Source organism: Enterobacter sp. J49, from assembly GCF_002148625.1.
Classification (GTDB): domain Bacteria; phylum Pseudomonadota; class Gammaproteobacteria; order Enterobacterales; family Enterobacteriaceae; genus Enterobacter; species Enterobacter ludwigii.
This window is the reverse complement of record NZ_MWPY01000027.1, coordinates 13,989-39,581: the sequence shown is the minus strand read 5'-3', so window position 1 is coordinate 39,581 and position 25,593 is coordinate 13,989. Positions and strand designations below refer to the sequence as shown.

The following is a 25,593-nucleotide window of genomic DNA, read 5'->3' as shown; positions in this document are numbered from 1 at the left end:
TAAACCCTTTCAATTAGTTGTTTGTTTAAGGCACCGTGCCTTGATGAGATAAATAGTAGACCTCATCATGAACAACTAAAAGCGGAAGGATTTGCTATTCTTTTTCAAATTTACTGATTAACTATTAAACGCTGCGGATGGGTATAAATCGTCGCCCTTCCCGGCTTACAGAACCCCACCAGCGTCAGATTACAGCGCTCCGCCACTTCCACCGCCAGCGTGGTCGCGGCCGATACGGCAAAAAGGATTTCAACGCCGCACATCGCCGACTTTTGCACCATCTCGTAGCTGGCGCGGCTGGAGACCAGTGCCGCCCCCTGCTGCCAGAGGTCGCTTTCGCGCGCCCGGCGGCCCATCAGTTTATCCAGCGCCACATGGCGGCCGACATCCTCATGCCCCCCGGCAATATCGCCCGATGGCAGAACCCATGCCGCCGCATGCGTGCATCCGCTCAGCTGGCCGACAGGTTGCACGTCATTCAGATGTTCAAGGGCATGGTCGAGATGGGCCAGATTGAAGGTCTGGGTAAACGGCAGAGGTGCGACAGGCTTACCGATATCATTGAGCTGCTCTACCCCGCAAACCCCGCATCCGGTACGCCCGGCCAGCGCGCGTCGCCGCTCTTTGAGCCCCATAAAGCGGCGGCTTGAGAGTTCGATTTGCACTTCAAGGCCGTTGCAGGCCTTCACCACATCCATGCCGTAAATCTCTTGCGGGTGCTCAATGATGCCTTCCGAAAGGGAAAAACCAATCGCGAACAGCTCCAGATCTTTCGGCGAGACCATCATCACCACATGGGAAATACCGTTGTAAACCAGAGCAACGGGCACTTCCTCCGCCAGAAAATCAGGCGTGGCGTGGGTAATGTGGGGCGGTCTGTGTACCGACAGTTCCACGATACCGGCAGGCAGTGGCGACGAGTGGGTAACACGGTTTTGTTTAGACACAGCGGTATTCCTGAACAACCACGGAGGTGAGCCTGCTATTGCATCACAAACCGCAGGCCATACGCATAGTATGGATCAACTTTTCAGCACCCATCCTCATCAAGTTTACCTACTCATTTGGGAGAGGCGCAACCGAGGCGGTGATACAGCCCTTTAACATGCCGGGGCAATAATGTGACTCGTGTCACACTTTATAATCAACACAGTGATAATACGTTCACTTTGTATTAACGCCATTGGAACAGGCGTACCGACATTGTGGTATTCTGATGATATCCCTCGTAGAACTGAGGGATTAACGCAAATTTTTCTCCTTTGCGGTCACCGTTCAACCGCGAAGTCAAAACTACATATGTAAGCAATGTCGAAACAAGGAGTGACCCATGCAGGTCAGCAGAAGGCAGTTCTTTAAGATCTGCGCTGGCGGTATGGCAGGCACCACGGCGGCGGCACTGGGTTTTGCACCCGGTGTAGCGCTGGCGGAGACGCGGCAATATAAACTGCTGCGCACCCGTGAAACCCGTAATACCTGTACGTACTGCTCTGTCGGTTGCGGGCTGTTGATGTATAGCCTCGGCGACGGTGCTAAAAACGCCAAAGCGTCTATCTTCCATATCGAAGGTGACCCGGACCATCCGGTCAACCGCGGCGCGCTGTGCCCGAAAGGTGCCGGCCTGGTTGACTTTATCCACTCCGAAAGCCGCCTGAAATTCCCTGAATATCGTGCGCCAGGTTCCGATAAATGGCAGCAAATCAGCTGGGAAGACGCATTTGACCGCATCGCTAAACTGATTAAAGAAGACCGCGATGCCAACTTTATTGCGAAGAACGCTGAAGGCGTCACCGTCAACCGCTGGCTCTCCACCGGGATGCTGTGTGCGTCTGCTTCCAGTAACGAAACCGGCTATTTAACCCAGAAATTTACGCGTGCACTCGGCATGCTCGCGGTCGACAACCAGGCGCGTGTCTGACACGGACCAACGGTAGCAAGTCTTGCTCCAACATTTGGTCGCGGTGCGATGACCAACCACTGGGTCGACATCAAGAACGCCAACCTTATTGTGGTGATGGGCGGTAACGCCGCTGAAGCGCACCCTGTCGGGTTCCGCTGGGCGATGGAAGCCAAAATCCACAACGGTGCGAAACTGATTGTGATCGATCCCCGCTTTACGCGTACTGCGTCAGTGGCGGATTTCTACACCCCTATTCGTTCAGGTACTGACATCACTTTCCTGTCAGGCGTATTGCTGTACCTGATGACCAACGAAAAATATAACCGCGAATACACCGAAGCCTATACCAACGCCAGCCTGATCGTGCGTGAGGATTACCACTTCGAAGATGGACTGTTCAGCGGTTATGACGCCGAAAAACGCAAATACGACAAGACCAGCTGGAACTATGAGCTGGACGAGAAAGGCTTTGCGAAGCGTGATACGACGCTGCAGCATCCGCGCTGCGTGTGGAACCTGCTGAAAGAGCACGTTTCCCGCTACACGCCGGACGTTGTCGAAAACATCTGTGGTACGCCGAAGGAAGACTTCCTGAAGGTGTGCGAGCTTATCGCCGAAACCAGCGCGAAAGACAAAACGGCGTCGTTCCTCTACGCGCTCGGCTGGACCCAACACTCTGTCGGCGCGCAGAACATCCGTACCATGGCGATGGTTCAGCTGCTGCTCGGCAACATGGGGATGGCTGGCGGCGGCGTGAACGCCCTGCGTGGTCACTCCAACATTCAGGGTCTGACCGACCTTGGTCTGCTGTCTCAAAGCCTGCCAGGTTACATGAACCTGCCAAGCGAAAAACAGACCGACCTGCAAACCTACCTCACAGCCAGTACGCCTAAACCGCTGCTCGAAGGTCAGGTGAACTACTGGGGCAACTATCCGAAGTTCTTCGTCTCGATGATGAAAGCCTTCTTCGGTGACAAAGCGACAGCGGAAAACAGCTGGGGCTTTGACTGGCTGCCGAAGTGGGACAAAGGTTACGACGTTCTGCAGTACTTCGAGATGATGCATCAGGGCAAGGTGAATGGCTATCTGTGCCAGGGCTTTAACCCGGTCGCCTCTTTCCCGAACAAGAACAAGGTGGTTGAATCGCTGTCGAAACTGAAGTTCCTGGTGACGATTGACCCACTCAACACCGAGACGTCGACCTTCTGGCAGAACCACGGTGAGTCGAATGATGTTGACCCATCGAAGATTCAGACTGAAGTGTTCCGTCTGCCTTCTACCTGCTTCGCGGAAGAGAACGGTTCCATCGTGAACTCTGGCCGCTGGCTGCAGTGGCACTGGAAAGGTGCGGACGCCCCTGGCATCGCCATGAACGACGGCGAGATCCTGGCCGGTATCTTCTTACGCCTGCGTAAGATGTATGCGGCAGAAGGCGGTGCGAACCCGGAACCGGTGCTGAACATGACCTGGAACTACTCGACGCCGGAAAACCCAGCGCCGGAAGAAGTGGCGATGGAGAGCAACGGTAAAGCGCTGGCAGATGTTATCGACCCGGCCACCGGGACGGTGCTGGCGAAGAAAGGCGATCAGCTCAGTACCTTCGCGCACCTGCGTGATGACGGCACGACCGCCAGTGGCTGCTGGATCTTTGCCGGTAGCTGGACGCCGAAAGGTAACCAGATGGCTAACCGCGATAACGCTGACCCGTCAGGCCTCGGCAATACGCTGGGCTGGGCCTGGGCATGGCCGCTGAACCGCCGCATTCTCTACAACCGTGCTTCCGCTGACCCGCAGGGTAATCCGTGGGATCCGAAGCGTCAGTTGCTGAAATGGGACGGCGCGAAATGGGGCGGTGTGGATATTCCGGACTACAGTACTGCCCCTCCAGGCAGCGATGTCGGGCCGTTTATCATGCAGCCTGAAGGGATGGGACGCCTGTTTGCTATCGATAAGATGGCGGAAGGGCCATTCCCGGAACACTACGAGCCGTTTGAGACGCCGCTGGGCACCAACCCGCTGCACCCGAACGTGGTCTCTAACCCGGCAGCCCGCATCTTTAAGGGCGATTTCGACGCGCTGGGTAAAAAAGACAAGTTTCCGTATGTGGGCACCACTTACCGTCTGACCGAACACTTCCACTACTGGACCAAGCACGCGCTGCTTAACGCTATCGCGCAGCCGGAACAGTTTGTGGAGATCGGCGAGAAGCTGGCGAACAAGCTCGATATTGCCCATGGCGATACCGTGAAGGTCTCTTCTAACCGTGGCTACATCAAGGCCAAGGCGGTGGTGACCAAGCGTATTCGCACGCTGAACGTTCACGGTCAGCAGGTGGATACCATCGGTATTCCGATTCACTGGGGTTATGAGGGCGTGGCGAAGAAAGGGTTCATTGCGAACACCCTGACGCCGTTCGTCGGTGATGCGAACACGCAGACGCCGGAGTTTAAGGCCTTCCTCGTGAACGTGGAAAAGGTGTAACGGAGACGACTTATGGCTTATCAATCTCAAGACATTATCCGTCGTTCCGCGACTAACGGTTTCACGCCCGCGCCTCAGGCGCGGGACCACCAGCAGGAAGTGGCGAAGCTTATCGACGTGACCACCTGTATCGGCTGTAAAGCCTGCCAGGTGGCCTGTTCTGAGTGGAACGACCTCCGTGATGAAGTGGGTCACAACGTCGGGGTGTACGACAACCCGGCTGACCTGACCGCCAAGTCCTGGACGGTGATGCGTTTCTCGGAAGTGGAACAGAACGACAAACTGGAATGGCTTATCCGCAAAGATGGCTGTATGCACTGTGCGGATCCGGGCTGTCTGAAGGCATGTCCGTCAGAAGGGGCTATCATTCAGTATGCTAACGGTATCGTCGACTTCCAGTCCGAGCAGTGCATTGGCTGCGGCTACTGCATAGCGGGCTGCCCGTTCGATGTCCCTCGCATGAACCCGGAAGACAACCGCGTCTACAAATGCACGCTGTGCGTAGACCGCGTAAACGTCGGCCAGGAGCCTGCGTGCGTGAAAACCTGTCCGACGGGCGCTATCCACTTTGGTTCCAAAGAGGATATGAAAACGCTGGCGGCTGAACGCGTGGGCGAACTGAAAACCCGTGGCTACGACAACGCAGGCCTGTACGATCCGGCCGGCGTGGGCGGCACGCACGTGATGTATGTGCTGCACCACGCAGACAAGCCGAATCTGTATCACGGCCTGCCGGAGAACCCGGAAATCAGCGCGACCGTGAAGTTCTGGAAAGGCATCTGGAAACCGCTGGCAGCGGTGGGTTTTGCTGCCACCTTCGCAGCGAGCATCTTCCACTATGTCGGTGTTGGTCCGAACCGCGCGGAAGAGGAAGACGACAACCTGCATGAAGAGAAAGACGAGGTGCGCAAATGAAAAAACGTGACACCATCGTGCGCTATACCGCGCCGGAACGCATTAACCACTGGGTCACCGCCTTCTGCTTCATGCTGGCGGCGATAAGCGGGCTGGGGTTCTTCTTCCCCTCCTTCAACTGGCTGATGCAGATCATGGGGACACCACAGCTGGCGCGTATACTGCACCCGTTTGTTGGCGTCATCATGTTCGCGTCGTTCATCATCATGTTTTTCCGATACTGGCACCATAACCTAATCAATCGGGATGATATCTTTTGGGCGAAGAATATTCGTAAGATCGTCGTCAACGAGGAAGTGGGTGATACCGGGCGTTATAACTTCGGCCAGAAGTGCGTATTCTGGGCGGCGATTATCTTCCTGGTCCTGTTGCTGGTGAGCGGCGTGATCATCTGGCGTCCGTATTTTGCGCCTGCTTTCTCAATCCCGGTGATCCGATTCGCGCTGATGCTGCATTCATTTGCCGCAGTGGCGTTAATTGTGGTTATCATGGTGCATATTTACGCCGCCCTTTGGGTGAAAGGCACCATTACCGCGATGGTGGAAGGCTGGGTAACCAGTACGTGGGCGAAGAAACATCACCCGCGCTGGTACCGAGAGGTCCGCCAGAAACAGGAAAAGTCATCTGAATGAGTATTCGCATAATCCCGCAAGATGAGCTGGGTTCGAGCGAGAAACGCACGGCGGATTATATTCCGCCGTTGTTATTCCCCAGACTCAAGAACCTCTATAACCGCCGCGCAGAGCGTCTGCGCGAGCTGGCAGAGAACAACCCACTGGGCGATTTTCTGCGTTTTGCCGCGCTGGTTGCCCATGCGCAGGAAGTGGTGCTGTACGACCACCCGCTGCAAATTGACCTGACCGCGCGCATCAAAGAGGCCAGCGAGCAGGGTAAGCCTCCGCTGGATATCCACGTTCTGCCGCGCGATAAGCACTGGCATACGCTGCTGCACTCCCTGATTGCCGAGCTGAAACCCGAGATGAGCGGTACCGCGCTGGCGGTCATTGAGAATCTGGAAAAAGCCTCCGATCAGGAGCTGGAAGAGATGGCGAGCGCGCTGTTTGCGTCCGATTTCTCCCTGGTCAGCAGCGATAAAGCGCCGTTCATCTGGGCGGCGTTGTCGCTTTACTGGGCGCAAATGGCCAGCCTGATCCCGGGTAAAGCCCGCGCCGAATACGGTGAAGCGCGTCAATACTGCCCGGTATGCGGCTCAATGCCGGTGTCCAGCATGGTGCAGATCGGTACCACTCAGGGGCTGCGTTATCTGCACTGCAACCTGTGTGAAACCGAGTGGCACGTGGTGCGCATTAAATGCAGCAACTGCGAACAGACGCGCGATCTCAACTACTGGTCGCTGGAAAATGAAGACGCGGCGGTCAAAGCTGAAAGCTGCGGCGACTGCGGTACCTACCTGAAGATCCTTTATCAGGAAAAAGAACCGAAAGTCGAAGCTGTCGCCGACGATCTCGCCTCGCTGATTCTGGACGCCAAAATGGAGCAAGAGGGCTTTGCCCGCAGCTCTATTAACCCGTTCCTGTTCCCGGGTGAAGGGGAGTAATCCCCACTCACAGTGCCGGGCAACGTTGGTTTGCCCGGCCTGTATCTGGTTGACTGAAACATCCTCGCCTTCCTCTCGCATATCTTCCAGCATCACTGTGCAGGCAAACTACACGTGCGTTATTCAGGACTAAAGCCAAATTTAACATTCATGTTTACTTTTGCGAGCCGCTTTCCAGAATCGTTTTCAGCCTCATTTTCCCTGTTTCACTCGACAACAAACTGAGTTATAACACTGTATATTCATACAGATTAAAGGGACCCACATGGCACTCGAAAAAGGGATTGATACGCTGGTTAAGGCGTTCATCGCAGCAGGACGCCCTTCTGCGCGTAGCCAAAGTATTGATGACCGGAGAGCAGGCTATATTGCCAGCACGGCGCTTGCCGGTGAGACAGAAACGCGCGTTGACGTAGAAACGCTGAACCTCGAAGGCATCACATATCGCGTCTTCTCTCCGCCAGATGCTGCTGAAAAGCTGCCGACCGTTATCTACTACCACGGGGGATGCTTTATCAGCGGCGGCTTCGATACTCACGATAATCAACTGCGCCAGTTAGCGTTTTATGGCAACTGCCGCGTCATTGCGATCCAGTACAGACTTGCTCCTGAACATACCTACCCTGCCGCCCATGATGATGCAGAAAGAGGCGCACATCTGGTCTGGCAATACGCGGATATGTTTGGCGTGGATAAAAACCGTATCACCCTGTGCGGGGACAGCGCAGGAGGCCATCTGGCACTGGTGACGGCCCTGCGGCTCACGTCTTCCGGACTCTGGCAGCCTGCGCAGCTCATTCTTATCTACCCGATGCTGGATGCCACGGCCTATTTTGAAAGTTATACCCGTAACGGCGCGGATTACGTCATCACCCGCGATACGCTGCTGAGCGGATATGAGCTCTATCTGGCCAACACGGAACGCCAGCATCCTGAAGCGAGCCCGCTCTGGCGAAAGGATTTTAGCGGCCTGCCTCCCGTGCACATCATTACTGCCGAGTTTGATCCGCTTTGCGACGAAGGTGAGGCGCTATATCAGCGCCTGACTGAGCAAGGCGTCACGTGTACGGCTCAGCGGTGGCTGGGGGTTATCCATGGATTTTTCCAGCTTGGCGGGGTCAGCCCGTCTGCGCGCGATCTTCTGAGGGATATTGCCAGACGGATCGGCGCGGGGAATTAGCCCGGCAATCATGCCGGGACGCCGGAGCCTACTCTTCTTCGTTTCCACCCTCTTCAAACGCGCCAAACGGCTTCGCAGGAAGAACGATGTAGGTACCTTCAAAGACGGCACCCGGCGTTTCATCGCCGAACAGCTCAACGCGCATCTGTACGCGCGCTTTACGCCCGCGCGCCAGGCGGTCGAGATCGCCCCCGAGTGCGCCAAGATCGGCAACGGCGCTCGGCTTACCACTGATCGGCGCGCTGTAACGAATATGGGCATCGGCCAGAATAATGGTGCCGCCAAGATGGCGTTCGCGGAGCATCAGCCAGATAAGCCCCCAGCCGGTCAGCGTGGCGAGTGAAAACAGGCTGCCGGCAAACAGGGTGTGATGGGGGTTCTGATTGCCGATTTCCGGCATGGTGGTAATGAATTTTTGCCCGGTGTACTGCTGAATACGCACGCCCATTTTTTCACTCAGGGGAATGTGCTGATACCAGGCCTGCTGGAGCTGCCCACACCAGTCGGCGCGATGGAGAATATCATCCAGCGTAGCGATGGGTTTGATCATCAAAAAGTGACGAATCGGCGTGGTTTGCGGGGCGGTGATTTCCCCCTGGTTAACAAAACCGAGTTTGGCGAAGAATTCGACGGCGTCTTCGCGGGCGCTACAGGTGACGCGCTTAACCCCTTCCTGACGGGCGACGGACTCAAGAGTCATCGCCATCAAGGTGCCGAGGCCTTTATCCTGCACGGAAGGATGAACCGCCATAAAGCGGATTGAAGCTTCGTTATCGGCATTGATGTACAAACGCCCGACGGCGACGAGGTTACCCTCTTCGTCCATCACCATCTGGTGATGGGCCATCGCATCCCAGGCGTCGCGCTCAGACCCTTTTGGCTGATGTAATGGCTTGCGTAACATTTCCCAGCGGAACTGGTAATAGGCTTCTAACTCTTCTTCCGTTTGCGGTACTCGAAGGTGATACATAGCTGTACTCTCTCTTGTTACCCGCGGCCATGCCGCCAGTTGGCTCATACCTGGAGCCAGAATGTGACGGGGCCATCGTTCACCAGCGATACCTGCATATCTGCAGCGAATCGTCCGGTTTGCGTATTCATTTCCTGTTGACGACAACGCGCCACAAAGTACTCGTAAAGGGCTTCGGCACGTTCTGGTGCGGCACCTTTAGAGAAACCCGGGCGCATGCCGCGCTCGGTATCGGCCGCCAGCGTAAACTGGGAGACCACCAGCACGCTGCCACCCGCCTGCTGAACGTTCAGGTTCATCTTACCTTCCGCATCGCTGAAAATGCGGTAGCCCAGCACGCGCTCGCACAAGCGGTTGGCTTTCTGTTCGTCATCATCCTTTTCGACACCCAACAACACTAAAAGTCCTGGGCCAATTTCACCCGTCACCTCTCCCTCCACGGTGACGCTGGCACGGGTTACGCGCTGTATCAATGCAATCATGGTTGGTCTGCTTCTTGTTGTTTTTCAGCTTCTGCTGCTTTTTTAAGTTCGCGGTATACGCCGAGAGTGACAGTTATTTCGGCACCAAGCAAGACGATACACCAGGTCCAGTAGACCCAGACAAATAAAATGGGGATCACCGCCAGCACGCCGTAAATCAGCTGATAAGACGGGAACATGGTGATGTAAAGGGCAAACCCTTTTTTGCCCAGTTCAAAGAGCAATGCCGCGACCAGCGCGCCCACGACCGCATCGCGGTTAGGCACGCGCGTGGTCGGTACCACGCTGTACAGCAGCCAGAAAGAGAGCCACGATAAAATCAGCGGGAAGATACGCAACAGGTTATCGATAACGCCGTTGAGATCGCTGGCCCAGCGCAGCGAAAGCAGATACGAACTGATAGCCAGACTCGCACCGGCCAGCAAGGGCCCCAGCGTTAAGATCATCCAGTACACCGCAAAGGAATAAACCTTGGGCCGCGCCTTTTTACTCCGCCAGATGGCATTCAGCGCGTTATCTATGGCGTACATCAATAACAGCGCCGTGACGATCAGGCCGCACGCCCCGACCGCCGTCATTTTGCTGGAGTTAGCGACAAACTGTTCAATGTAGTTCTGTATGACATCCCCGGTGGCGGGAATAAAATTCGCAAAGACAAAGTGGCGAAGCTGCAGGCTGACATCTGCAAACATCGGAAAAGCGGAAAATAGCGCAAAAATGACGGCCACCAGCGGCACAAGCGAGAGCAGTGACACGTAGGCGAGGTTACCCGCCAGCGTGGTCATGTTGTCCTCATCAATGCGATGCCAGAGCAGTTTCAGCCACGCCCTGAGCGGACGAGTATGATGCGTGGCTTTTTGATGAACGGTTTTTAGCATAACTGCTTCGCAAAATAGTTTGGTATCGTCTCCTTTCCGGTCACCAGAATTGACGTGATACCCAACTGGTTAGCTCCCTCTATATTATCGGCATTGTCGTCGAAAAAGACCGCATCGGCCGCGGTGAATCCTTCCGCCTGCAGAACCGCCTGATAGATACGCGCTTCGGGTTTACGCATACCCATCTCCTGGGAGAGGTAGATTTTATCGGCCGCCGCCTGCACCTCAGGATACTCGTCAGGCCAGAACGTGGTATGCAGACGGTTAGTATTCGACAGCACCACAACCCGATGCCCCTGCTCGCGGAGTTTATGCATAATGGCGATCACGTCCGGGCGGATCGCGACGAACACTGCCTGCCAGCCATGGGAAAACTGCTCGTAACTTAACGGCACATCCATTTCATGACACAGACGTTCAGCAAATTCTTCATCGCTAATTTCGCCGCGCTCGTGCTGATGGAAGGTCTCGCCCATGGCGAAACTCTGCTTTAACGTCGCCAGCGGGACACGGCTAAAGTCGCTCCATGCGCCCAGCACCCGATTAAAATCGATATCGACGATTACATTTCCTAAGTCAAAGATATAAAGCATTTTTTATCTCCTGCTCGCCGTGGAAAAGTAACTGTAGCGGGAAAGATAAGGTTTGGCTATGCGCCAGATTCAGCTTACAGAAAGGAAAGGCCCGAGCCTGAATATCGGGCCATTAAGAAGGGCTAGCCTGCCTGCTGTTCGTCGCCTGAATTCACCTCAACGACTTCAACCTTGCTGGATTTGAGATGATTTTGCAGTGCAGATCCCGGTAGCTCATCGGTGAAGAGCGCGGTTGCCTGCGAGACGTTACCAATTTCAACGGCAGCAGAGGCGTGGTATTTCGTATGATCGGCCGCCAGTAAAATATGTCGCGCGTGGGCCATCATGGTTTTCACCACGCTGGCTTCATTAACGTCAAACTCCATCATCGCGCCGTCGTGTTCAATTGCTCCGACGCTGGTCACCAGGTAATCGGCACGGAAGCCTGACACGAACGCCGTCGCCGCAGGCCCGATAATGCCTCCGTTATGCGGACGCAGCGTACCGCCAGGCACCATCACTTCAAAGCGCGGGTTCTTATACAGAATATGCGCCACCCGCAGGCTGTTGGTGATGATGCGCAGATGATTATGGTTGAGCAGCGCCCGGGCAACGTGCTCCACCGTCGTCCCGATAGTAATGAAGATGGTTGAACCATCGGGAATGTAGTCGGCAATCGCTTCGGCAATGGCCCGCTTCTCTTCGGTCAAGGAGACTTCACGTTGCTCAAACGCGGTGTTCACCACGCTGGATGCCCTGCCCGCGCCGCCATGATGACGCGTGATCAGCCCCTGCTCACTCAGCTTGCGGATATCCCGGCGCACGGTTTGCGTTGAGACGTCCAGCAGTTGCGCCAGTTCATCAATGTTCATATAGCCGCGGTCAGCAATCAACGTAAGCAGTTGATCGTGCCGCGGGTTGCCGGTCAGTTCGGTAAGGCTCATGGGCTGTCCTCTGAAAACCATCACGCCCCGCATTTTATACAAAAAGTGACAAAAAAGAGCGGGTTTGATCACAGTCAGGTATACCCGCCCGTCCTCCGGGCCGGGTACATTTCAGTGCCGCAACCGCACTCGCGAAACGTACCGCGTCTGGTGAAGCCCCCTGCTGCGCCAGACTCACCGCCAGCGCGCCGTGAAAGACGTCCCCTGCACCTGTGGTATCCACCACGTCGACCGCAAATCCCGGCTGATGACGAAGCGCGCCCTGCTCCAGCCAGTAACACCCTTCACGCCCTTGCGTGACGTAGACATGTCCATTTGTGAGCGTTTGTGCTTTTCTCAGCGCGCTTTCCGTGTCGTCCAGCTGGCTTAAACGCCGCAAACCCGGCGCGGAGAAGGCCGCGTGATCGCTTAAGGCGACCAGCTCAGCAATGTCCTGCGGGGTGACATCGGCATCAAGCAGCGTGCTGACGCCCTGCTGGCGGGCAAGGGTGAACGCCTGTTTAGCCCCTTCGTGCCAGCGCACGTCGGCTAATACGATATCCCATTGCGAAAAGTCGATATCCTGCAGCCATGCCGCCGTAGCCGGGAGATCGGGGCTGGGGTAGTTAGCAATGACACGCTCCCCGTGACCATCCACCAGCACGGCCGATTGCGATGAACGGGCTCCTTTCACCCTCCGCGTATAGCGCGTGTTTACCCCCAGGGACTCCAGCTCCGCGAGCAGTCTTCTGCCGGTATCGTCATCACCCACCCGGCCAATAAAGTCCACCTCAGCCCCCAGTTTCGCTGCCGCCACCGCCGCAGTCGCCGCAGGACCGCCGCCCACCTCCGTATAGTCTTTTGCGACATATTTGCCACCTTCTTTCGGTAAATCATCGAGATACCAGATGCGATCCAGCACGGTAATGCCGACACAAACGATGCGAGTCATGGTGATTCCTTCTGCGTTTTCTGATGCTCTCATTTTAATTTCACGAAATGTTTAAAAAGTGACCCCTGTCAATTTTTTGACTATAAATTACAAATACGATCAAAAACAGACAACACAAACGCTCAATAATTGACACGATGTGACAGGAGAGAAGCATGTCAGCAATTGCCTTTATCGGGTTAGGACAGATGGGTGCGCCTATGGCAACGAATCTGCTTAAACAGGGCCACCAGCTTCACGTTTTTGATGTAAACCCACAGGCGATACAGGCCCTGGTGGCGCGTGGAGCCCTGGCTGCAGCCACGCCTGCACAGGCAGTAAAGGAGGCCGAATTTGTCATCACCATGCTGCCAAACGGAGACCTGGTTCGCACAGTCTTGTTTGGTGAGCAGGGCGTCTGCGAAGGGTTATCCCGCGAAGCGCTGGTCATTGATATGTCCACCATTCACCCGCTACAGACCGATGCCCTGATCCACGACATGGCTGAACGTGGTTTCAGCATGATGGATGTGCCTGTCGGACGCACATCGGACCATGCCGTCGCCGGAACATTACTCCTTCTGGCTGGCGGCACCGCGCAGCAGGTTGAACGAGCCACGCCGGTGTTGATGGCGATGGGCAATGAACTGATAAACGCAGGTGGGCCAGGCATGGGTATCCGCGTGAAGCTTATTAACAACTACATGAGCATTGCCCTGAACGCGCTGTCCGCTGAAGCCGCCGTGCTGTGTGAAGCCCTCGGCCTCTCTTTCGATGTGGCGCTCAGCGTCATGAGCGGTACGCCAGCAGGCAAAGGCCACTTCACCACCTCATGGCCTAACAAGGTGCTCAAAGGCGATCTTACACCGGCCTTTATGATCGACCTCGCGCATAAAGATCTGGGGATCGCGCTGGACGTGGCAAACCAGCTCCACGTCCCGATGCCGCTGGGCGCCGCCTCCCGTGAAGTCTACAACCAGGCGCGGGCCGCCGGACGCGGGCGCGAAGACTGGACAGCCATTCTTGAACAGGTTCGCGCATCCGCCGGGCTGAAAAAAACACACTGATACGAAAGGACTGAGGAATGACGATGTACACCCTGAAAGATATCACCCGACCTTCCGGCGGTTTTGCAATGCTGGCCGTTGACCAGCGCGAAGCGATGCGCCTGATGTTTGCTGCGGCGGGCGCTCCGGTGCCGGTCACCGATCGGCATCTCACCGACTTTAAGGTCAACGCGGCCAAAATTCTGTCGCCGTATGCCTCCGCCATTCTTGTCGATCAGCAGTTTTGCTACCAGCAGATCGTTGAGCAACAGGCCGTTGCCAAAAGCTGCGCGATGATTGTGGCAGCAGACGAATTTATTCCGGGGAACGGGATCCCCGTTGACAGCGTCGTCATCGATAAAAACGTTGATGTTCAGGCGGTCAGGCGCGATGGCGGCAAAGCACTGAAGCTACTGGTGCTGTGGCGTAGCGACGAAGATCCACAGCAGCGTCTGGAGATGGTGAAGGCGTTCAATCAGCTGTGCCATAACAATGGACTACTTAGCATTATTGAGCCGGTAGTCCGCCCGCCGCGTCGCGGCGCGACGTTTAATCGTGAACAGGCCATTATCGACGCGGCAAAAGAGCTGGGAGACAGCGGAGCTGACCTCTACAAAGTGGAGATGCCCCTGTTCGGCAAAGGCAGTCAGCAGGAATTGCTGACTGCCTCGCAAAAACTGAACGAGAACATCGCCATGCCGTGGGTGATCCTCTCATCCGGCGTGGACGATAAGTTGTTCCCAAGGGCGGTGAGTGTTGCGATGCAGGCGGGGGCATCCGGCTTTTTAGCCGGCCGCGCCGTCTGGTCATCAGTGATTGGCCTGCCGGACACGGAACTGATGCTCCGTGATATTTCTGTGCCGAAACTGCAGCGTTTGGGTGAGATCGTCGACGAAATGATGGCTCGCCGTTAAGAAAGGACCCGAACATGAAATGGTTTAACACCCTGAGCCATAACCGCTGGCTTGAACAAGAGACTGACCGCATTCTCGATTTCGGTAAAAACGCCGCCGTGCCGACCGGTTTTGGATGGCTGGGCAATAACGGTCAGGTGCGCAGCGATATGGGCACGCATCTGTGGATCACCGCCCGTATGCTGCACGTTTATGCCGTGGCGGCAAACATGGGGCGTCCCGGCGCATATGCCCTGGTGGAGCATGGCATCAACGCCCTGAATGGTCCGCTGCGTGACCCGCAATATGGCGGCTGGTACGCCTGTATTAACGATGAAGGCGTTATGGATGCCTCCAAGCAGGGCTATCAGCACTTCTTTGTTTTGCTGGGCGCGGCCAGCGCCGTCACCACGGGCCATCCACAGGCTCGCAAGTTACTGGACGATGCCATCGAGGTGATTGAGCGTTATTTCTGGAGCGAACAGGAACAGATGTGCCTGGAATCCTGGGATGAGGCCTTCAGCAAAACCGAAGAGTACCGTGGCGGCAACGCCAATATGCACGCTGTCGAAGCCTTCCTGATTGTGTATGACGTGACGCATGACCGTAAATGGCTCGACCGCGCCCTGCGCATTGCTTCGGTGATCATTCACGACGTGGCACGCAAGGGCGAGTACCGGGTTAATGAGCATTTCGATACGCAATGGAACCCCATCCGCGATTACAACATTGATAACCCCGCTCACCGTTTTCGCGCCTACGGCGGTACGCCAGGCCACTGGATCGAGTGGGGCCGCCTGATGCTGCACCTGCGCGCTGCGCTGGAAGCGCGTTTTGAAACACCACCCGCATGGCTGCTGGAAGATGCAAAAGGGTTGTTCCACGCCACAATCCGTGACGCCTGGGCACCCGATGGTGCCGACGGTTTTGTCTATTCCGTTGGCTGGGACGGTAAACCCATCGTTCGCGAGCGCGTGCGCTGGCCGATTGTCGAAGCGATGGGAACGGCCTATGCGCTCTATACCGTCACCGGCGAGGCGCAGTACGAAGCCTGGTATCAGAAATGGTGGGATTACTGCATCAAATACCTGATCGACTACGAGAACGGTTCATGGTGGCAGGAGCTGGATATCCATAACGAAGTGACTACCAAAGTCTGGGACGGCAAGCAGGATATTTATCATCTGCTGCATTGCCTGGTGATCCCTCGCTTACCGCTGGCGCCAGGGTTAGCCCCGGCCGTTGCCGCCGGATTACTGGATAGCCAGGCCAAATAATAAAAACGGAGATCTTATGCGTACCCTACACAATATTATTCTTAAAAGCAGTGAACATGGTTTCACCCTGAGCTGGCAGGATCGTCTGATTCTGTCCCACACCGCCGACACCCCGTGCCTGTGGATCGGCGCAGGTGAAGCCGATATCGAGATGTTTCGCGGCAACTTCAGCATCAAAGACAAACTCAACGAAAAAATTGCCCTGACCGAGGCCACCGTCGCGCCGCAAAATGCGGGCTGGGCGATTCGCTTTACCCGGGGTGACGCCGTCAGCGCCACGCTACTGGTGGGTGTGGATGCCGAAGGACGCCTGGAGCTGAAACTCAAAAATGATGCCACCTGCCATAACCGCATCTGGCTGCGGCTGGCGGCCCAGCCCGAGGATCATATCTATGGTTGCGGAGAGCAGTTCTCCTACTTCGACCTGCGCGGCAAGCCGTTCCCGTTGTGGACTAGCGAGCAGGGCGTGGGCCGTAATAAGCAGACCTACGTCACCTGGCAGGCAGACTGCAAAGAGAACGCGGGCGGCGATTACTACTGGACCTTCTTCCCGCAACCCACCTTTGTGAGTACCCAGAAGTACTACTGCCACGTGGATAACAGCTGTTATATGAATTTCGACTTCAGCGCGCCGGGGTTCCACGAGCTGGCCTTCTGGGAAGATAACGCCACGCTGCGCTTCGAATGTGCGCAAACGTATGTCGATCTGCTGGAAAAACTGACCGGGTTACTGGGCCGTCAGCCCGAACTGCCGGACTGGGTTTACGACGGGGTAACGCTGGGCGTTCAGGGCGGCACCGACGTGTGCCAGCAAAAGCTCGACACCATGCGCAACGGCGGTGTGAAGGTGAACGGTATCTGGGCGCAGGACTGGTCCGGCATCCGGATGACCTCCTTTGGCAAACGCGTGATGTGGAACTGGAAGTGGAACAGCGATCTGTATCCGCAGCTGGATACACGTATCCCGCAGTGGAAGCAAGAGGGCGTGCAGTTCCTCTCCTATATCAACCCTTACGTGGCCAGCGACAGAGACCTCTGTGAAGAGGCGGCGAAACGCGGTTATCTGACCAAAAACGCCGACGGGCAGGACTATCACGTCGAGTTCGGCGAGTTCTATGCGGGCGTTATCGACCTGACGAATCCGGAAGCCTACGACTGGTACAAAGAGGTCATCAAAAAGAACCTGATAGCGCTGGGCTGTGGCGGCTGGATGGCTGATTTTGGTGAATATTTGCCGACTGATACCTTCCTGCACAACGGCGTGAGCGCGGAAATCATGCACAACGCCTGGCCTGCGCTATGGGCGAAATGTAACTACGAGGCGCTGGAAGAGACCGGCAAGCTCGGCGAGATCCTGTTCTTTATGCGCGCGGGTTATACCGGCAGCCAGAAACACTCGGTGATGATGTGGGCCGGCGATCAGAACGTCGACTGGAGCCTGGACGACGGTCTGGCGTCAGTGGTTCCTGCGGCACTCTCACTGGCAATGACCGGGCACGGGCTGCATCACAGCGACATCGGCGGTTATACCACGCTGTTTGAGATGAAACGCAGCAAAGAGCTGCTGCTGCGCTGGTGCGACTTCAGCGCCTTCACACCGATGATGCGTACCCACGAGGGCAACCGCCCTGGCGATAACTGGCAGTTTGATGGCGACGGCGAAACCATCGCCCACTTTGCGCGTATGACGACCGTCTTCACTACCCTGAAGCCCTACATCAAAGCCGCCGTTGCGCAGAACGCGAAAAGCGGCCTGCCGGTGATGCGTCCGCTGTTCCTGCATTACGAAAACGATGCGCGCAGCTACACGCTGAAATACCAGTATCTGTTTGGCCGCGATCTGCTGGTGGCACCGGTCCATGAAGAAGGCCGTCGTGACTGGACGCTCTATTTGCCTGAGGACACCTGGGTGAATGCCTGGACGGGTGAAACGCATGAGGGCGGTGACATCACCGTTGACGCTCCGCTCGGCAAACCGCCGGTGTTTTATCGCCAGCAAAGCGAATGGGCAGACCTGTTTAGCACCTTACGTCATATCTGATAAGGCTCGCCCGCAGGGAAGCCTGCGGGCAGATGGAGAACAATAATGCGTCAACACGCTTCCGATCCGGCAACGCTACGCCTGCCGTTTAAAGAGAAACTCGCCTACGGGATGGGCGATCTCGGCTCTAACATCCTTCTGGATATCGGCACGTTGTATCTGCTGAAGTTCTACACCGACGTTCTTGGCCTGCCTGGTACCTACGGCGGGATCATCTTCCTTATTGCCAAGTTCTTCACCGCCTTCACCGATATGGGCACGGGTATCATGCTCGATTCCCGACGCAAGATCGGTCCTAAGGGCAAATTCCGCCCGTTCGTGCTGTATGCGGCGTTCCCGGTGACGTTACTGGCCATCGCAAACTTTGTCGGCACGCCGTTTGAAATCACCGGCAAAACAGTGATGGCGACCGTGCTGTTCATGCTTTACGGCCTGTTCTTCAGCATGATGAACTGCTCCTACGGTGCGATGGTGCCGGCCATTACCAAAAACCCGGACGAGCGCGCTTCGCTGGCCGCCTGGCGTCAGGGTGGCGCCACGCTTGGCCTGCTGCTCTGTACCGTCGGGTTTGTGCCGGTAATGAACCTGATTGAAGGCAATGACCAGCTTGGGTATATCTTTGCCGCGACCCTCTTCTCGCTGTTCGGGCTGTTCTTTATGTGGTGGTGCTATAAGGGCGTGACCGAGCGTTACGTTGAAATGCAGCCCGCCAATCCAGCCCAGAAGCCCGGCCTGCTGCAGTCGTTTCGCGCCATCGCCGGTAACCGACCGCTGTTTATTCTCTGCATCGCCAACCTGTGCACGCTGGGGGCCTTCAACGTTAAGCTCGCCATTCAGGTTTATTACACGCAGTACGTGCTGAACGACCCTATTCTGTTGTCCTACATGGGCTTTTTCAGCATGGGCTGCATTTTTATCGGCGTCTTTATGATGCCCGGCGCGGTGCGTCGCTTCGGCAAGAAAAAGGTCTATATCAGCGGGCTGCTGATTTGGGTGGCAGGCGACCTGCTCAACTACTTCTTTGGCGGTGGTTCGGTGAGCTTTGTGGCGTTCTCCTGTCTGGCCTTCTTCGGCTCAGCCTTCGTGAACAGCCTCAACTGGGCGCTGGTGTCCGATACCGTGGAGTACGGCGAGTGGCGCACCGGCGTGCGATCCGAAGGGACGGTCTATACCGGCTTTACCTTCTTCCGGAAGGTCTCACAGGCGCTGGCCGGCTTCTTCCCCGGCATCATGCTCACGCAAATCGGCTATGTGCCAAACGTGGTGCAATCCGCCGGAACGGTTGAAGGGCTGCGGCAGCTGATATTTATCTACCCCAGTCTGCTGGCCGTCATCACCATCGTGGCGATGGGCTGTTTCTACAACCTCAACGAGAAGATGTATGTGCGCATCGTGGAAGAAATTGAACTGCGCAAACGTACAGCATAACTGACTTGAGAGAGCGCCCTGCGGGGCGCTGTGAGGATCGACCATGACACACAAGAGTGATCCGTTAACCCTGAAGCTGAGCCTGCGCGAAAAGTGCGCCTACGGGATGGGCGATTTTGGCTCTAACCTGATGCTCTGTATTGGCACGCTGTATCTGCTGAAGTTTTATACTGATGAACTGGGCATGCCCGCTTTTTATGGCGGCATTATTTTCCTGGTGGCGAAGTTCTTTACCGCATTCACCGATATGCTGACCGGGGTGTTGCTGGATTCGCGGCGTAACATCGGTGCCAGAGGCAAATTCAGGCCGTTTATTCTTTATGCCTCGGTGCCGGTTGCCCTGGTGGCCACGGCGCAGTTTGTGGCCACCGATTTTAGCCTGACGGTGAAAACCGCTATTGCCACCCTGCTCTTCATGATGTTTGGCCTCTGTTATAGCCTGATGAACTGCTCTTACGGCGCGATGGTTCCCGCCATCACTAAAAATCCGAACGAGCGGGCACAGCTTGCGGCCTGGCGCCAGGGCGGCGCAACGGTTGGGTTATTGCTCTGCACCGTGGGGTTTATGCCAATTCAGGCGTTGTTTGTCAGCCAGCCCTCTCTCGGCTATCTGGTGGCCGCACTGGTGTTCGTCACCGGCGGTCTGTTCTGCATGTGGTGGTGCTACAGCGCTGTGAAAGAGCGCTATGTGGAGGTTACGCCCGATCATCATAAGCCTGGCATCCTGAAATCCTTCTGTGCCATTTTCCGCAACCCGCCGTTGCTGGTGTTGTGTATCGCCAACCTCTGCACCCTCGCCGCGTTTAATATCAAACTGGCGATTCAGGTCTACTACACCCAGTACGTGCTAAACGATCTGCATCTGCTGTCGTGGATGGGTTTTTTCAGTATGGGCTGCATTCTGGTTGGCGTGTTTCTGGTGCCTGGCGCGGTTAAGCGCTTCGGCAAGAAGCCGGTCTACCTTGGCGGGCTGACGCTGTGGGCCGTGGGCGACGTAATGAACTTCCTCTGGGGAACCAGCTCCCTGCTCTTTGTGCTCTTTTCCTGCATGGCCTTTTTCGGTACGGCATTCGTAAACAGCCTCAACTGGGCGCTGGTGCCCGATACCGTGGATTATGGCGAGTGGAAAACAGGCATTCGCGCCGAAGGATCGGTTTATACCGGTTATACCTTCTCGCGCAAAATCTCCGCCGCCCTCGCCGGTTTCCTGCCGGGCATTATGTTGACGCAGATTGGCTACATTCCACACGCCGTGCAGAGTGCGGGCACGCTACTGGGGCTCCGTCAGCTAATTTTTCTCTGGCCGTGCGGCCTGGCGATCGTTGCCGCGATAACCATGGGACTCTTTTATAAACTCAACGAAGCACGCTTCGCCTTTATTATTGAGGAGATTGGAAAACGGAAAAAACAACCCGCAAAACCCCCTGAGTTAACCACCAACAATAAAGCGTCAGCAGTCACTTTATAACAATAAATCCGGCCCTGATTCCCTTCCTGTGTAACAGGAGGGGGGCCTTTCTGTACCTCATACATGGACTGATTATGAAAAGAATCGTTACTGCACTGGTTGTGTCGTCTGTGTCCTGCTCGGCAGTTGCCGGCGCCTATGTCGAAACGCGCGAAGCCTATAATACGGCCTCTGAACTGCACGAAGTGATCCTGCGTGCCGGCTATAACTTCGATAAGGGCGCGGGGCTGATGTTCACTAACGCCTATAACGTGGGCAAATGGGACGAGCTTAAGCACAGCTATAACGAAATTGAAGGGTGGTATCCGCTTTTTAAACCGACCGATAAACTCACCTTTCAGCCTGGCGGTTTACTGAATGACAGCAGCGCCGGGTCCGGAGGCGCTATCTATCTGGATACCAATTATAAATTTCTCGACTGGTTTAACCTGACCTTCCGTTATCGCTATAACCACAACAATTACGATACGCCGGACTACAACGGCCAGATGGATAAAAACGACACCCACGAATTCGCTAACTACTGGAATTTCAAAGTCACGGATGCGTTTTTCTATACCTTTGAACCGCATTTTTTCCAGCGCGTGAACGATTACCACAGCAAAAATGGCAAAGACCATCACTGGGAAATCACTCACAAATTTAGCTATAAAATCGATAAAAACTGGCTGCCCTATCTTGAGCTTCAGTGGCTGGACAGATGGAATGATTACAACCGCGAGCAGTACCGTATCCGCCTGGGGTTAAGGTATTCGTTCTGATAATAAAAAAAGCCGCTGATCGCTCAGCGGCTTTTTACGTGCCGGGTGGCGCATGCGCTTACCCGGCCTACGGATTGACCGTATTACTCTTCTTTCGCACCGCGCATTGCACGTTTACGATCGTTCTCGGTCAGGTGACGTTTACGGATACGGATAGACAGTGGGGTCACTTCTACCAGTTCGTCGTCATCGATGAACTCCAGAGCTTGCTCCAGGGTCATCTTGATCGGTGGAACCAGAACCGTTGCTTCGTCAGTACCGGACGCACGCATGTTGGTCAGTTTCTTACCGGTCAGGCAGTTTACAGTCAGGTCGTTAGAACGACTGTGAATACCGATGATCTGGCCTTCATAAACTTCAGCACCGTGACCCAGGAACAGCTTACCGCGATCCTGCAGACCGAACAGCGCAAACGCAACCGCTTTACCCTGACCGTTGGAGATCAGAACGCCGTTGTTACGCTGACCAACTTCACCCGGACGCACGTCGTCGTAGTGGCTGAAGGTGGAGTACAGCAGACCGGTACCGGACGTCATGGTCATGAACTCTGAACGGAAACCGATCAGACCACGGCTTGGGATCACGTAGTCGAGACGTACGCGGCCTTTGCCATCTGGATTCATGTTTTTCAGGTCGCCTTTACGCTCACCCAGAGCCTGCATAACAGAACCCTGATGCTGCTCTTCAACGTCCAGCGTTACGTTCTCGAACGGCTCTTGTTTACGGCCGTCGATTTCGCGGAAGATAACTTTCGGACGGGAAACCGCCATTTCGAAACCTTCACGACGCATGTTTTCGATCAGAACAGACAGGTGCAGCTCACCACGACCAGAAACGCGGAATGCGTCAGCATCCTGAGTTTCTTCAACGCGCAGCGCAACGTTGTGCACCAGCTCTTTGTTCAGGCGGTCAAGGATCTGACGAGAGGTAACGAATTTACCTTCTTTGCCACAGAACGGAGAGGTGTTGACGTTGAAGAACATGGTTACCGTTGGTTCATCAACGGACAGGGCTGGCAGCGCTTCCACATTCTGCGGGTCGCAGATGGTGTCAGAGATGTTCAGCTCGCCCAGACCGGTAATCGCGATGATGTCGCCCGCTTCAGCCAGTTCGCTGTCGATACGCTCCAGACCCAGGTGAGTCAGCACTTTGCCCACTTTACCGTTACGGGTTTTGCCTTCGCTATCGATGATAGTAACCTGCTGGTTCGGCTTCACTTTACCGCGTTTGATGCGGCCGATACCGATAACGCCAACGTAGTTGTTGTAGTCCAGCTGGGAGATCTGCATCTGCAGCGGACCATCAAGATCAACATCCGGAGCCGGTACGTGATCGACAATCGCCTGATACAGCGGAGTCATGTCTTCCGCCATATTTTCGTGATCCAGACCCGCGATACCATTCAGCGCCGAAGCGTAAATGATAGGGAAGTCCAGCTGCTCGTCGGTCGCGTCGAGGTTAACGAACAGGTCGAACACCTGATCAACAACCCAGTCAGGACGCGCGCCCGGACGGTCAACCTTGTTGATAACAACAATAGGTTTCAGGCCATGGGCAAATGCTTTTTTGGTCACGAAGCGCGTTTGCGGCATTGGGCCGTCAAATGCGTCAACCACCAGCAGCACGGAATCCACCATGGACATCACGCGCTCAACTTCACCACCGAAGTCGGCGTGCCCTGGGGTATCAACGATGTTGATACGGTAGTCATTCCATTTGATAGCGGTGTTTTTCGCGAGGATAGTAATCCCACGCTCTTTCTCCAAATCGTTGGAGTCCATCACACGCTCTTGAGTTTCGGCACGAGCATCAAACGTACCGGACTGCTGCAGCAGCTTATCAACCAGGGTGGTTTTACCATGGTCGACGTGCGCGATGATGGCGATGTTACGCAAATTTTCGATCACAACTTTGCCTCAGGCATTAGAAATAGCGCGTTATTGTACACGGATTAATCGCACTACAAAACAGGATCACAAACATCCCCCGCAAACAAGTATTGCAGAGATGCTTTGTGATCGCTTTCACGGAGCGTAAAAAGGGCACTTTAACGAAAATTGCACCAATATGGTGCTCAGTGTTCACACTGAAGCACTATACTGGTGCAACATAACCATTGTGGTGCAGCACTTTTGCACTATGGTGCGCATGATAACGCCTTTTTGGGGTGTTTTAAAAGTTGGCACAGATTTCGCTTTATAAAAATACGGCAAAAAAATGGCACACAGCCAGCCCAAGACAGAAATTGAAGACCTCGTTACCACGACGACAATGACCAATCTGGAGAGTTAAGTATGTCCGCTGAACACGTTTTGACGATGCTGAACGAACATGAAGTGAAGTTTGTTGATCTGCGCTTCACCGATACCAAAGGTAAAGAACAGCACGTCACTATTCCTGCTCATCAGGTAAACGCCGAATTCTTTGAAGAAGGCAAAATGTTTGACGGCTCCTCCATTGGCGGCTGGAAAGGTATCAACGAATCTGACATGGTTCTGATGCCTGACGCTTCCACTGCGGTCATTGATCCGTTCTTCGAAGAACCAACCCTGATCATCCGTTGCGACATCCTCGAGCCAGGCACACTGCAGGGCTACGACCGCGACCCACGCTCCATCGCGAAACGCGCTGAAGAGTACCTGCGTTCAACCGGTATCGCAGACACCGTACTGTTCGGGCCAGAGCCAGAATTCTTCCTGTTTGATGACATCCGTTTCGGTGCCTCTATTTCTGGCTCCCACGTTGCCATCGACGATATCGAAGGTGCATGGAACTCCTCCACCAAATACGAAGGTGGTAACAAAGGTCACCGTCCTGGCGTTAAAGGCGGTTACTTCCCGGTTCCTCCGGTCGACTCCGCTCAGGACATCCGTTCCACCATGTGTCTGGTGATGGAAGAGATGGGTCTGGTGGTTGAAGCTCACCACCACGAAGTGGCGACTGCGGGTCAGAACGAAGTGGCAACCCGCTTCAACACCATGACCAAAAAAGCAGACGAAATTCAGATCTACAAATACGTTGTGCACAACGTTGCGCACCGTTTCGGTAAAACCGCGACCTTCATGCCAAAACCAATGTTTGGCGATAACGGTTCCGGTATGCACTGCCACATGTCTCTGTCCAAGAACGGAACCAACCTGTTCTCTGGCGACAAATATGCCGGTCTGTCTGAGCAGGCTCTGTATTACATTGGCGGCGTAATCAAACACGCTAAAGCGATCAACGCCCTGGCGAACCCAACCACTAACTCCTACAAGCGTCTGGTCCCAGGCTACGAAGCACCGGTCATGCTGGCATACTCTGCGCGTAACCGTTCTGCTTCTATCCGTATCCCTGTGGTAGCGTCTCCTAAAGCGCGTCGTATCGAAGTTCGCTTCCCGGATCCAGCTGCTAACCCATACCTGTGCTTCGCAGCGCTGCTGATGGCGGGTCTGGACGGTATCAAGAACAAGATCCACCCAGGCGAAGCCATGGACAAAAACCTGTACGACCTGCCGCCAGAAGAAGCGAAAGAGATCCCACAGGTTGCAGGCTCTCTGGAAGAAGCCCTGCAGGCGCTGGACGCAGACCGCGAGTTCCTGACTGCGGGTGGCGTGTTCACTGACGACGCTATCGATGCTTACATCGCCCTGCGTACTGAAGAGAACGACCGTGTGCGTATGACGCCACACCCGGTTGAGTTCGAACTGTACTACAGCGTTTAAGTTTCAATGAGTTTCGCGCGCCCTTTTACGCGCGATCTCACAAGCTTTTATTTGTTGCCGTGGAAACTTTCAGCCCATCTCCGGATGGGCTTTTTTCTCCACCAACAAACTGATCTCACGCGCTTTTTACGACGAAAAAGCTATACTGCACTAAATTAGTGCAACCAACACCAGGAGACTGCTGA

At 55.3% G+C, this 25,593-nt stretch carries 21 protein-coding genes; 13 read left to right on the top strand and 8 right to left on the bottom strand.

Going from position 1 to position 25,593, the window contains the following annotated elements; genetic code table 11:
* Positions 1 to 110 precede the first annotated feature (110 nt).
* Positions 111 to 947, bottom strand: coding sequence for a formate dehydrogenase accessory sulfurtransferase FdhD (gene fdhD / locus BJP35_RS06955; RefSeq protein ID WP_047742328.1), 837 nt, complete (start codon positions 945 to 947; stop codon positions 111 to 113).
* A 383-nt stretch (positions 948 to 1,330) separates the two neighbouring features.
* On the opposite strand from fdhD, the gene fdnG reads away from it, so the two are divergent.
* From fdnG to BJP35_RS06930, 5 genes are all read left to right on the top strand, one after another.
* Positions 1,331 to 4,381 carry a formate dehydrogenase-N subunit alpha gene (gene fdnG / locus BJP35_RS06950; RefSeq protein WP_086462983.1) on the top strand — a complete coding sequence of 1,017 codons (3,051 nt, stop codon included), beginning with the start codon at positions 1,331 to 1,333 and terminating at the stop codon, positions 4,379 to 4,381.
* 12 nt (positions 4,382 to 4,393) lie between these two features.
* Complete coding sequence (gene fdxH, locus BJP35_RS06945; protein ID WP_014172231.1) at positions 4,394 to 5,296, top strand: formate dehydrogenase subunit beta; 903 nt, start codon at positions 4,394 to 4,396, stop codon at positions 5,294 to 5,296.
* Positions 5,293 to 5,928: a formate dehydrogenase cytochrome b556 subunit gene (gene fdoI, locus BJP35_RS06940; protein WP_014172232.1), complete on the top strand. Its 636-nt coding sequence runs from the start codon at positions 5,293 to 5,295 to the stop codon at positions 5,926 to 5,928. The genes fdxH and fdoI overlap by 4 nt, the downstream gene beginning before the upstream one ends.
* Entirely contained in the window at positions 5,925 to 6,854 is a 930-nt protein-coding gene (fdhE, locus tag BJP35_RS06935) for a formate dehydrogenase accessory protein FdhE (RefSeq protein ID WP_086462982.1), read from the top strand. Before fdoI ends, fdhE begins: the two co-directional genes overlap by 4 nt.
* A 265-nt stretch (positions 6,855 to 7,119) precedes the next feature.
* Positions 7,120 to 8,034, top strand: a complete 915-nt coding sequence (locus tag BJP35_RS06930; protein ID WP_086462981.1) for an alpha/beta hydrolase — start codon at positions 7,120 to 7,122, stop codon at positions 8,032 to 8,034.
* Positions 8,035 to 8,062: 28 nt separating this feature from the next.
* Here the strand turns inward: BJP35_RS06930 and fabY are convergent, their stop codons facing one another.
* The 6 genes from fabY to BJP35_RS06900 all read right to left on the bottom strand — a co-directional run bounded on the left by fabY (position 8,063) and on the right by BJP35_RS06900 (position 12,811).
* The gene (fabY, locus tag BJP35_RS06925; RefSeq protein WP_020883976.1) at positions 8,063 to 9,004 is read right to left on the bottom strand and encodes a fatty acid biosynthesis protein FabY; all 942 of its coding nucleotides are present in this window, start codon (positions 9,002 to 9,004) and stop codon (positions 8,063 to 8,065) included.
* Positions 9,005 to 9,048: 44 nt separating this feature from the next.
* On the bottom strand, positions 9,049 to 9,486 hold the full coding sequence (gene dtd / locus BJP35_RS06920; RefSeq protein ID WP_047742333.1) for a D-aminoacyl-tRNA deacylase: 438 nt from the start codon (positions 9,484 to 9,486) through the stop codon (positions 9,049 to 9,051).
* A complete protein-coding gene (locus BJP35_RS06915; protein ID WP_014172237.1) occupies positions 9,483 to 10,364 on the bottom strand; it encodes a virulence factor BrkB family protein in 882 nt (293 codons plus the stop codon). Before BJP35_RS06915 ends, dtd begins: the two co-directional genes overlap by 4 nt.
* Positions 10,358 to 10,957 (bottom strand): glucose-1-phosphatase, encoded by a 600-nt coding sequence (yihX, locus tag BJP35_RS06910; RefSeq protein WP_014172238.1) that lies wholly within the window; start codon positions 10,955 to 10,957, stop codon positions 10,358 to 10,360. The genes BJP35_RS06915 and yihX overlap by 7 nt, the downstream gene beginning before the upstream one ends.
* Before the next feature lie 122 nt (positions 10,958 to 11,079).
* A complete protein-coding gene (locus tag BJP35_RS06905) occupies positions 11,080 to 11,880 on the bottom strand; it encodes a DeoR/GlpR family DNA-binding transcription regulator (RefSeq protein ID WP_020883978.1) in 801 nt (266 codons plus the stop codon).
* Positions 11,881 to 11,914: 34 nt separating this feature from the next.
* Positions 11,915 to 12,811 (bottom strand): sugar kinase, encoded by an 897-nt coding sequence (locus tag BJP35_RS06900; protein ID WP_040018304.1) that lies wholly within the window; start codon positions 12,809 to 12,811, stop codon positions 11,915 to 11,917.
* A gap of 155 nt (positions 12,812 to 12,966) precedes the next feature.
* On the opposite strand from BJP35_RS06900, the gene yihU reads away from it, so the two are divergent.
* The 7 genes from yihU (at position 12,967) to ompL (ending at position 21,704) form a co-directional block, all read left to right on the top strand.
* Positions 12,967 to 13,857, top strand: coding sequence for a sulfolactaldehyde 3-reductase (gene yihU, locus BJP35_RS06895; RefSeq protein ID WP_040018305.1), 891 nt, complete (start codon positions 12,967 to 12,969; stop codon positions 13,855 to 13,857).
* Positions 13,858 to 13,874: 17 nt separating this feature from the next.
* Positions 13,875 to 14,750 (top strand): sulfofructosephosphate aldolase, encoded by an 876-nt coding sequence (gene yihT / locus BJP35_RS06890; protein ID WP_047742336.1) that lies wholly within the window; start codon positions 13,875 to 13,877, stop codon positions 14,748 to 14,750.
* Between the two features lie 14 nt (positions 14,751 to 14,764).
* Complete coding sequence (gene yihS / locus BJP35_RS06885) at positions 14,765 to 16,006, top strand: sulfoquinovose isomerase (protein ID WP_014172243.1); 1,242 nt, start codon at positions 14,765 to 14,767, stop codon at positions 16,004 to 16,006.
* 16 nt (positions 16,007 to 16,022) lie between these two features.
* Positions 16,023 to 18,047: an alpha-glucosidase gene (locus BJP35_RS06880; RefSeq protein ID WP_020883981.1), complete on the top strand. Its 2,025-nt coding sequence runs from the start codon at positions 16,023 to 16,025 to the stop codon at positions 18,045 to 18,047.
* Positions 18,048 to 18,092: 45 nt separating this feature from the next.
* Positions 18,093 to 19,475, top strand: coding sequence for an MFS transporter (locus tag BJP35_RS06875; RefSeq protein WP_020883982.1), 1,383 nt, complete (start codon positions 18,093 to 18,095; stop codon positions 19,473 to 19,475).
* A 43-nt stretch (positions 19,476 to 19,518) separates the two neighbouring features.
* Complete coding sequence (locus BJP35_RS06870) at positions 19,519 to 20,943, top strand: MFS transporter (protein WP_086462980.1); 1,425 nt, start codon at positions 19,519 to 19,521, stop codon at positions 20,941 to 20,943.
* A 74-nt stretch (positions 20,944 to 21,017) separates the two neighbouring features.
* A complete protein-coding gene (ompL, locus tag BJP35_RS06865) occupies positions 21,018 to 21,704 on the top strand; it encodes a porin OmpL (protein WP_020883984.1) in 687 nt (228 codons plus the stop codon).
* 83 nt (positions 21,705 to 21,787) lie between these two features.
* Here ompL and typA read toward each other — a convergent pair whose 3' ends face one another.
* Complete coding sequence (gene typA / locus BJP35_RS06860) at positions 21,788 to 23,611, bottom strand: ribosome-dependent GTPase TypA (RefSeq protein WP_014172248.1); 1,824 nt, start codon at positions 23,609 to 23,611, stop codon at positions 21,788 to 21,790.
* Between the two features lie 387 nt (positions 23,612 to 23,998).
* On the opposite strand from typA, the gene glnA reads away from it, so the two are divergent.
* Complete coding sequence (gene glnA / locus BJP35_RS06855) at positions 23,999 to 25,408, top strand: glutamate--ammonia ligase (protein ID WP_014172249.1); 1,410 nt, start codon at positions 23,999 to 24,001, stop codon at positions 25,406 to 25,408.
* Positions 25,409 to 25,593: the final 185 nt, after the last annotated feature.